This is a genomic window from Nocardioides sp. (assembly GCF_031422975.1).
Lineage (GTDB): Bacteria > Actinomycetota > Actinomycetes > Propionibacteriales > Nocardioidaceae > Nocardioides.
The window spans coordinates 1-7,938 of record NZ_JANPEO010000321.1 but is presented as its reverse complement, the minus strand read 5'-3'; the positions used below and the strand labels follow the sequence as shown (position 1 = coordinate 7,938).

Here is a 7,938-nt window from a genome sequence, read left to right as displayed (position 1 = left end):
CGACAAGACCGGCGGCAAGTTCTCGGACAAGATCGACGCCGGCACCGACAAGGCTGCCGATGCCCTCGACTCGCTGGACGGCAAGAACGACGACATCAGGTAGCACCAGCCTCCCCGCTAGGTTGGCGAGCGTGAGCTTCGTGGTGGTGCCTGCGTCGTACGTCTATCTGCTCCGCGACAGCGCTCGAGGCACCGAGGTGCTGCTGCAGCTGCGTCGGGGCACGCCCTACATGGACGGCCACTGGGCGGCCGCCGCCGCCGGACACGTCGAGCGCGGCGAGACGGCATTCGCCGCAGCGCAACGCGAAGCCACCGAGGAGCTCGGCATCACCGGCGTGGACCTTGCGTTCGAGTTCACCATGCAGCGCACCCGAGGCGGCGAGCCGATCGACGAACGCGTCGACTTCTTCTTCACCGCGCGAGCCTGGCAGGGCGAACCGCGGATCGTGGAGCCCGACAAGGCCGGCGAGCTGCGCTGGTGCGAGGTCACCGACCTGCCCGAGCCGATGGTGCCGCACGAGGCCTACGCCCTGAGCCGGCTCGGCGGCACCCAGCGTTACCTGAGCCACGGATTCGACAACGACCTTGGAGGTCAGCGATGAACGACCACGATCTCGGCCCGAAGCCCGACCCGGTCGTCGAGGAGAAGGAGCCCAACCCCGGCGGGGTCGACGCGCTGCCCGATGACGCCGACGACGAGGGCCTCACCCGCGATCTCGACCCGGTCGCCAACCCGGCCGTCGAGGAGGCGATGCCCGACGAGATCATCGCGCCCGACGACAAGTCGCAGTCCCCGGACGGCAAGGCCGACGACGCGGAGTCGGGCGCCGAGCAGGACCCCGAGGCCGGCCAGGAGGCCGAGGACGGTTCGGTCGAGCCACCCGCCTGAGCGATGGCAGCGCTCGAGATCCCTGACAGGTGGCCGTGGAACACCGCTGTGCGTGGGTGGCTCAGCCGCAGGAAGGCGCCGGAGGCAACGGGGGCGGCACGCCCAGGCTCGGCATCCCGAGCCCGGTCCCCGAGGGCACGGCCGGCTCGGAGTGGCGGCGTTCCCAGGCGTCGCCGGCTCGCGTGCGGCGGACGGAGAGGACCGGACCGTCGGCGACGAGGTGGTGCGGCGCGGCGCGCGTGATCTCGACGGTGACCATGTCGCCGGGTCGGACGGACTCCACGGACACGAGGGTGGAGAAGTCGGGCGCGAAGTGCACCAGCCGGCTGTCCGGCCCACGGCCCGAGAGGCGGTGCGTGGCCTTGTCCTTGCGGCCCTCGCCCTCGGCGACCATGAGCTCGACGGACCTGCCCACGAGCGCCGTGCCCTCGTCCCACGCGATCTGGTTGACGAGCTCGGCGAGCCTCAGGTAGCGGTCCTTCACGACCTCCGCGGGCACCTGGTCGTCCATGGTGGCGGCGGGCGTGCCGGGACGGGGTGAGTACTGGAACGTGTAGGCGCCGGCGAAACGGGCCTGCCGCACGACGTCGAGCGTCGCGAGGAAGTCCTCCTCGGTCTCACCGGGAAAGCCGACGATGATGTCGGTGGTGATCGCCGCGTCGGGCATCGCCGCGCGGACCCGCTCGATGATGCCGAGGAACTTCGAGGCGCGGTAGGACCGGCGCATCGCCTTGAGGATGCGGTCGGAGCCCGATTGCAGCGGCATGTGCAGCTGGTGCATGACGTTGGCGGTCTGCGCCATCGCCTCGATGACGTCGTCGGTGAACTCGGCCGGGTGCGGCGAGGTGAAGCGCACACGCTCGAGGCCCTCGATCGCGCCGCAGGAGCGGAGCAGCTTGGAGAAGGCCTGCCGGTCGCCGAACTCGACGCCGTAGGCGTTGACGTTCTGGCCGAGCAGCGTGATCTCGGTGACGCCCTCGGCGACCAGCGCGTCGATCTCGGCCAGGATCTCGCCCGGGCGACGGTCCTTCTCCTTGCCACGCAGCGCCGGCACGATGCAGAACGTGCAGGTGTTGTTGCACCCCACGGAGATGGAGACCCATGCGGCGTACGCCGAATCGCGCTTGGTGGGCAGCGTCGAGGGGAACACCGAGAGCGACTCGAGGATCTCGACCTGCGCCTCCTCCTGGGACCGCGCACGGTCGAGGAGAGCCGGCAGGGAGCCGATGTTGTGGGTGCCGAAGACGACATCGACGTACGGCGCCCGGGCGATGATCGTGTCGCGGTCCTTCTGCGCCATGCAGCCGCCGACGGCGATCTGCATGCCCGGCCTCAGGGCCTTGACGGGCGCGAGGTGGCTGAGGTTGCCGTAGAGCTTGTTGTCGGCGTTCTCGCGGACGGCGCAGGTGTTGAACACGACCACGTCGGCCTGTTCGCCAGCCGGAGTCGCGACATACCCCGCGTCCTCCAACAACCCCGTCAGCCGCTCGGAGTCGTGGACGTTCATCTGGCACCCGTAGGTCTTGACCTCGTAGGTGCGTGGCTGGCTCTCGACGGCGGTGCTCATGACCGCCCCAGCCTACGGCGCGGCGGGCACGCCGCCCGCATCGATGCCATGGCGGGATAGCCCGTTGTGACTAATTTGTGGAAAACGCAACGTCATCCACAGAACATCCACAGAATGGTAACAAGCCCGCCGCGAACCCCCCGTCGCGACCGGGCCCGTCCCCCCTTCCCGTGGTCACCTCCCACCCCGGAGTTTTGTGTGCGCGCCTTCATCACGCGAACGAGCCTGCTCGTCGCCACCCCCGCCCTCGTCCTTCCCCTTCTTCTCGCCGCGGCACCGGCCCACGCCGCCGAGGGCCACGCCGCCGGCAAGGCGACGACCGCAGTCTCCGTGCCGACCCTGGCCAAGCCGCGTGCCAAGCAGGGGTCACTGCCCAGTCGTCGCACTGACGGCCGCGGCACCCTCGTCGCCCTGCCGCCGATCGTGCAGCCGGGCACGACGCCCGCGGCGCCGCCCAGCACGTCGCAGGTCGTGGCCACCTTCGAGCCGGTGCGCCCCGGCCAGGCCGTGGTGCTGGAGCGCAGGCTGGGCGACGGGTGGCACAAGGTCGCCCGCAGGCTGGAGGACACGTGGGGATCGGCCGCCTTCGCGGCCCCGCCCGGGACCTACCGCGCTCGCACCGAGACGAGTCGCGGGCGCGACGTCGTCACCGGCCGGGTCGTCTCGCAGGACTGGGTGCCGACCTTCGAGGACACCTTCTCCGGCACGACTCTCGACTCGAGCGTGTGGAACGACCAGCCCCGGGCCCGCGAGAGCGTCTGGGCGCCCCGCACCTGCGCCCGCACCGACCCGGCCGCGCGTCGCGTCGAGGGCGGAGTGCTGCACCTCGGTGTCGTGCTGGACCCGGAACTGCTCGACCAGCGCTGCCACTACACGACCGACGAAGGCGCCGGCGAGCAGTCCTTCCTGCTCACCAGCCAGGTCGCGACCGAGAAGGCCCGCCTGTTCGGCCACGGCATCCTGGCGGCCCGGATGAAGCCGCAGCAGGCCAAGGGCATGCACTCCTCCTTCTGGCTCCTGCCCCAGGACACGTCGTTCACCGACGGCGATCCGTCGGCAGGAACCGAGATCGACGTCATGGAGTTCTTCGGCAGCAGCCCGAACGGTCGGGACACGATCGGGTCGTTCGTCACCTACTACGAGTCGGGCTGGAGCGCCGTCAAGCGCGGCGCCCTCTTCGGCGACGCGCGGCGCGCACTGAGCGACGGCGCTCGCTGGTGGGAGGAGTTCCACGTCTTCTCTGTCGAGTGGACGCCCGAGGAGTACATCTTCCGCGTCGATGGCCGCGAGTACCACCGGGAGACCGAGTCCGTCTCTCTCGCCCAGCAGTACCTGGTGCTGTCCATGCTCGCCTCCGACCACGAGCTCGACGACCTGACCCCGGACGAGCTCGACGACACCGCCCAGGTCGACTGGGTCAGGGTCTACAACAACGCGACCTCGACGACCTCGCGCTAGGTGCTGCGGGCCCGGCGCCACCCGTCCGGGCCATCACGGATCACACACTGTGACCATGCCGCAATAGCCCGATCGGGTCATCTGTGGATAGGTTGCCGACATGACCGCGTTGGAGCAGGAGCCCCGTTCGACGGGGCGGGGTGAGCCACTCGTCGTCCTCGCAGGTGTGCAGAAGCACTTCGGGTCGCTGCACGCCCTCAAGGACATCGAGCTGTCTGTCGCGCGCGGCGAGGTGGTCGTGGTGATCGGCCCGTCGGGCTCCGGCAAGTCGACGCTGTGCCGCACGATCAACCGGCTCGAGACGATCGACGAGGGCTCGATCACCCTCGACGGGACCCCGCTCCCGGCCGAGGGCAAGGCGCTGGCCAAGCTGCGCGCCGAGGTCGGCATGGTCTTCCAGAGCTTCAACCTGTTCGCCCACAAGACGATTCTGGAGAACGTCTCGCTCGGCCCGATCAAGGTCCGCGGCATGGCCAAGGCCGAGGCCGAGACCAAGGCCCGCGAACTGCTCGAACGCGTGGGCGTCGAGCACCAGGCCGACAAGTACCCCGCCCAGCTCTCCGGCGGCCAGCAGCAGCGCGTGGCCATCGCCCGCGCACTCGCCATGGAGCCGAAGGTGATGCTCTTCGACGAGCCGACCTCGGCGCTCGACCCGGAGATGATCAAGGAAGTGCTCGACGTCATGGTCGACCTGGCCAAGCAGGGCATGACGATGATCGTGGTGACCCACGAGATGGGCTTCGCGCGCACCGCCGCTGACCGGGTCGTCTTCATGGCCGACGGCGCGATCGTCGAGGAGAACACCCCGGAGGAGTTCTTCACCCATCCCAAGTCCGATCGCGCCAAGGACTTCCTCGGCAAGATCCTCAAGCACTGACCACACGTCTCGGGGGTTGTCCCAATGGGGGGCATCTCCATCACCGTTCACACAAGGGAGATGCACATGCGATTCATCCGAACCAAGGCCGCCGTCGCGGTCGCCGGCCTGGCCCTCTCGCTCGCCGCCTGCGGTGACGCCGGCACCGACTCCAAGGGCGTGGACGTCCAGGCGTCCGAGGACGCCAGCTTCGAGGCCGGCACGCGCATGGCGGAGCTCGCCGATGCCGGCACCATCAACGTCGGCGTCAAGTTCGACCAGCCGGGCCTGGGCTTCAACGAGACCGGCTCGGACATCCCCACCGGCTTCGACGTCGACATCGCCAAGATCCTCGTGGCGTCGCTGGGCATCGACCCCAACGACACCTCCAAGGTGAACTACATCGAGACCATCTCCGACAACCGCGAGCCGTTCCTCGAGGACGGCAAGGTCGACCTCGTCCTCGCGTCCTACTCGATCACCGACGAGCGCCGTGCCGTCGTCGGCCAGACCGGCCCGTACATGATCACCGGCCAGCAGCTGCTCGTCCCGACCGACTCCGGCATCACCGGTCCGGCCGACCTGAAGGGCAAGGAGGTCTGCTCCGTCACCGGGTCGACCTCGCTCGACAACGCCAAGGCCCAGGGCATGAAGCCGGTCGGCTTCGACACCTACAGCCAGTGCGTCGACAAGGTGCTCGACGGCACCGTCGAGGCGATGACCACCGACGGCACCATCCTGCTCGGCTACGCCGCCCAGCACGAGGGTGAGCTGGAGGTCGTCGGCGACGCCTTCTCCGAGGAGCGCATCGGCGTCGGCTACTCCCTGGACCACCCGGAGATGTGCCAGTGGATCAACGACACGCTCGAGGCCGCCAACGAGGACGGCACGTGGGCGAAGGCGTTCGAGGCCAACCTCGGCGCCTCGGGTGCCGAGACGCCCGAGTTCCCGGCGCTCGACCCCTGCACGTCCTGACCCACGCGTTCGACGCCTGAGTCCGGGCCCCCCGTCGAGGCGGGCCCGGACTCAGGCTCACTACTGAGAGAGGAGCGGCGTGGAAGCCTTCATCAACGAGTTCCCCGAGGTCCTGCAGGCGTTCGGCTACACCGTGCTGCTGTTCCTGCTCTCGGGGGTGCTCTCACTCATCGGTGGCACGCTCCTGGTCGCGATGCGAGTCGGGCCCATCGCCGTACTCAGCAAGGCGGCAGCCACCTACGTCACCCTGGTCCGCAACACCCCGTTGCTGATGGTCTTCTTCTTCTTCCAGTTCGCCGCTCCCAAGATCGGCATCAACTTCAAGTTCGTCGATGTCCACATCGGCGACTTCGACTTCACTTCGTTCTTCTCCACGGCCGTCGTCGCGCTGACTCTCTACACCTCCACCTTCGTCTGTGAGGCGCTCCGCTCCGGCGTCAACGCCGTGCCGCTCGGCCAGGCCGAGGCAGCGCGCGCTGTCGGCCTGCCGTTCAGCGGCGTGATGCGCGAGATCGTGCTCCCCCAGGCGATCCGAGCCTCCGTGCCCCCGGTCGCGAGTGCCCTGATCGCGCTGCTCAAGAACACCTCGGTCGCCGCTGTCTTCGGCGTGATCGAGGCGGCGGCCCAGATGAAGCTCATGACCAACAACCACGCCGACGAGCGCTGGGGCATCTTCTTCGGCATCGCCCTGATGTACGTCATCCTGGTCGAGATGGTCTCGCTCGTCGCCCTCATGCTCGAGCGTCGCTGGAGGATCGCGTAATGGCCAGCTCAGTCCTCTTCGACGCCCCCGGGCCCAAGACCGTCGCCCGGCACCGGGTCTACACGATCGTCTCCCTCGTGGCGATCCTCGCGCTCGTCGCCTACGCCGTGAAGCGACTGGCCGACGCTGCTCAGTTCGAGTACGCGCTGTGGGAGCCGTTCATCACTCCGAAGTACCTCACTGCGATCCTGCAAGCCTGGGGCGACACCCTCATGATGGCCGTGCTGTCCGTGCTCGGCGCCGTCGTGTTCGGCCTGGTCTTCGGCGTCGGCAAGCTCTCGGACCACCGGCCCGCTCGCTGGGGGTCGTGGCTGATGGTCGAGTTCTTCCGCGCCGTACCCGTCATCATGCTGATGATCTTCTGCTTCTACGCCATCTACGGCGACATGGCCATCGCTCGCGGTGCCTTCTGGTCCGTCGTCACAGCCCTGACCTTCTACAACGGCGCCGTGCTCGCCGAGGTGTTCCGTGCCGGCGTCAACGCCGTCCCTCGCGGGCAGGCGGAGGCGGCGTACGCCATCGGCATGCGCAAGACGCAGGTCATGAACATCGTCCTGCTGCCCCAGGCCGTGAAGATCATGATCCCGGCAATCATCAGCCAGTGCGTGGTGGCCGTGAAGGACACCAGCCTGATCCTGATCGTCTTCGGCGTCGGCCTGACCTCGATCGCCAAGCAACTGCCCTTGTCGTTCCAGAACATCGTGCCCACGACGCTGGTCGTCACTGCCTGCTACGTCGTCACCAACCTGGCCCTCATGTTGCTGGCCAACTTCGTGCAGCGGAGGTTCGTCGGCGAGAAGAAGGTGCTGCAGGTGTCGATGGTCGCCGACGTCGGAGCGCACGACGAGTCGGCCAGCGCAGTCTGACCTACCTCTTCGGCGTCACCCAGAGCTTGATGACACCCTCGATCACCACCACGCCGTCCTCGCGTTCGCCGCGGACGCGGACACCGACGTCGGGGTTGTCGCCGGTCCACTGCTCGGGGTCGGTCTCGGCGATGCAGGTGATGTCGGAGGTCGCCTTCGCGGTGTAGGCGATGTCCATGCCCTTCGGGATCCAGCGCCTGCAACCCGGGATCGTCACCTCGGCCAGCGCACCCATCGCGGCCTCGAGGCCGGTGCACAGCGCGATTGCGTGAACGGTCCCCAGGTGGTTGGGCACGCCGCGGCGCTTGGGGATGACGAGCTCGGCCCGGTTGGGCTCGATCACCGTGAAGCGCGGGTGGATCGTCGCGAAGTAGGGCGCCTTCTGCGCGAACGCAAAGGAGAAGACCCGCTTGCCGACGACGGGGATGGCGGAGGTGGTGTTCCACAGCTTCTGAACCTGGCTCATGCGGCGATGTTACCATTCGGTAACTCCCAAGATCGCCGACAGTCGAGCAAGGGCTGACGACCGGGCCCGAGCCGGGCGACAACTGACCCGTCGACGCT

At 68.4% G+C, this 7,938-nt stretch carries 10 protein-coding genes; 8 read left to right on the top strand and 2 right to left on the bottom strand.

Annotation, left to right across the window (positions count from 1 at the left end; all coding sequences use genetic code 11):
• The 3 genes from RMO85_RS09795 to RMO85_RS09785 form a co-directional block, all read left to right on the top strand.
• On the top strand, positions 1–103 hold a 103-nt coding region (locus tag RMO85_RS09795; RefSeq protein WP_310528542.1), incomplete at its 5' end, for an Rv0909 family putative TA system antitoxin.
• 28 nt (positions 104–131) lie between these two features.
• Positions 132–602 (top strand): NUDIX domain-containing protein, encoded by a 471-nt coding sequence (locus RMO85_RS09790; RefSeq protein WP_310528541.1) that lies wholly within the window; start codon positions 132–134, stop codon positions 600–602.
• On the top strand, positions 599–889 hold the full coding sequence (locus tag RMO85_RS09785; protein ID WP_310528540.1) for a hypothetical protein: 291 nt from the start codon (positions 599–601) through the stop codon (positions 887–889). The genes RMO85_RS09790 and RMO85_RS09785 overlap by 4 nt, the downstream gene beginning before the upstream one ends.
• Positions 890–950: 61 nt before the next feature.
• Here the strand turns inward: RMO85_RS09785 and miaB are convergent, their stop codons facing one another.
• Complete coding sequence (gene miaB / locus RMO85_RS09780) at positions 951–2,456, bottom strand: tRNA (N6-isopentenyl adenosine(37)-C2)-methylthiotransferase MiaB (protein ID WP_310528539.1); 1,506 nt, start codon at positions 2,454–2,456, stop codon at positions 951–953.
• Positions 2,457–2,654: 198 nt separating this feature from the next.
• Here miaB and RMO85_RS09775 point away from each other — a divergent pair, with 198 nt between their 5' ends.
• The 5 genes from RMO85_RS09775 (at position 2,655) to RMO85_RS09755 (ending at position 7,374) form a co-directional block, all read left to right on the top strand.
• Complete coding sequence (locus RMO85_RS09775) at positions 2,655–3,914, top strand: glycoside hydrolase family 16 protein (protein ID WP_310528538.1); 1,260 nt, start codon at positions 2,655–2,657, stop codon at positions 3,912–3,914.
• A 100-nt stretch (positions 3,915–4,014) separates the two neighbouring features.
• Complete coding sequence (locus tag RMO85_RS09770) at positions 4,015–4,791, top strand: amino acid ABC transporter ATP-binding protein (RefSeq protein WP_310528537.1); 777 nt, start codon at positions 4,015–4,017, stop codon at positions 4,789–4,791.
• Between the two features lie 66 nt (positions 4,792–4,857).
• Positions 4,858–5,745 carry a glutamate ABC transporter substrate-binding protein gene (locus tag RMO85_RS09765; RefSeq protein WP_310528536.1) on the top strand — a complete coding sequence of 296 codons (888 nt, stop codon included), beginning with the start codon at positions 4,858–4,860 and terminating at the stop codon, positions 5,743–5,745.
• A 79-nt stretch (positions 5,746–5,824) separates the two neighbouring features.
• Positions 5,825–6,508, top strand: coding sequence for an amino acid ABC transporter permease (locus RMO85_RS09760; RefSeq protein ID WP_310528535.1), 684 nt, complete (start codon positions 5,825–5,827; stop codon positions 6,506–6,508).
• On the top strand, positions 6,508–7,374 hold the full coding sequence (locus tag RMO85_RS09755; RefSeq protein ID WP_310528534.1) for an amino acid ABC transporter permease: 867 nt from the start codon (positions 6,508–6,510) through the stop codon (positions 7,372–7,374). Before RMO85_RS09760 ends, RMO85_RS09755 begins: the two co-directional genes overlap by 1 nt.
• A 1-nt stretch (position 7,375) precedes the next feature.
• On the opposite strand, the gene RMO85_RS09750 is transcribed toward RMO85_RS09755, so the two are convergent.
• Positions 7,376–7,840 (bottom strand): hotdog fold domain-containing protein, encoded by a 465-nt coding sequence (locus RMO85_RS09750; RefSeq protein WP_310528533.1) that lies wholly within the window; start codon positions 7,838–7,840, stop codon positions 7,376–7,378.
• Positions 7,841–7,938: the final 98 nt, after the last annotated feature.

Excerpts from the sequence above, each read along its gene's own strand:
- RMO85_RS09785 (WP_310528540.1), top strand. The coding sequence starts at position 599 with ATGAACGACCACGATCTCGGCCCGAAGCCCGACCCGGTCGTCGAGGAG.
- miaB (WP_310528539.1), bottom strand. The coding sequence starts at position 2,456 with ATGAGCACCGCCGTCGAGAGCCAGCCACGCACCTACGAGGTCAAGACC.
- RMO85_RS09770 (WP_310528537.1), top strand. The coding sequence starts at position 4,015 with ATGACCGCGTTGGAGCAGGAGCCCCGTTCGACGGGGCGGGGTGAGCCA.
- RMO85_RS09765 (WP_310528536.1), top strand. The coding sequence starts at position 4,858 with ATGCGATTCATCCGAACCAAGGCCGCCGTCGCGGTCGCCGGCCTGGCC.
- RMO85_RS09755 (WP_310528534.1), top strand. The coding sequence starts at position 6,508 with ATGGCCAGCTCAGTCCTCTTCGACGCCCCCGGGCCCAAGACCGTCGCC.
- RMO85_RS09750 (WP_310528533.1), bottom strand. The coding sequence starts at position 7,840 with ATGAGCCAGGTTCAGAAGCTGTGGAACACCACCTCCGCCATCCCCGTC.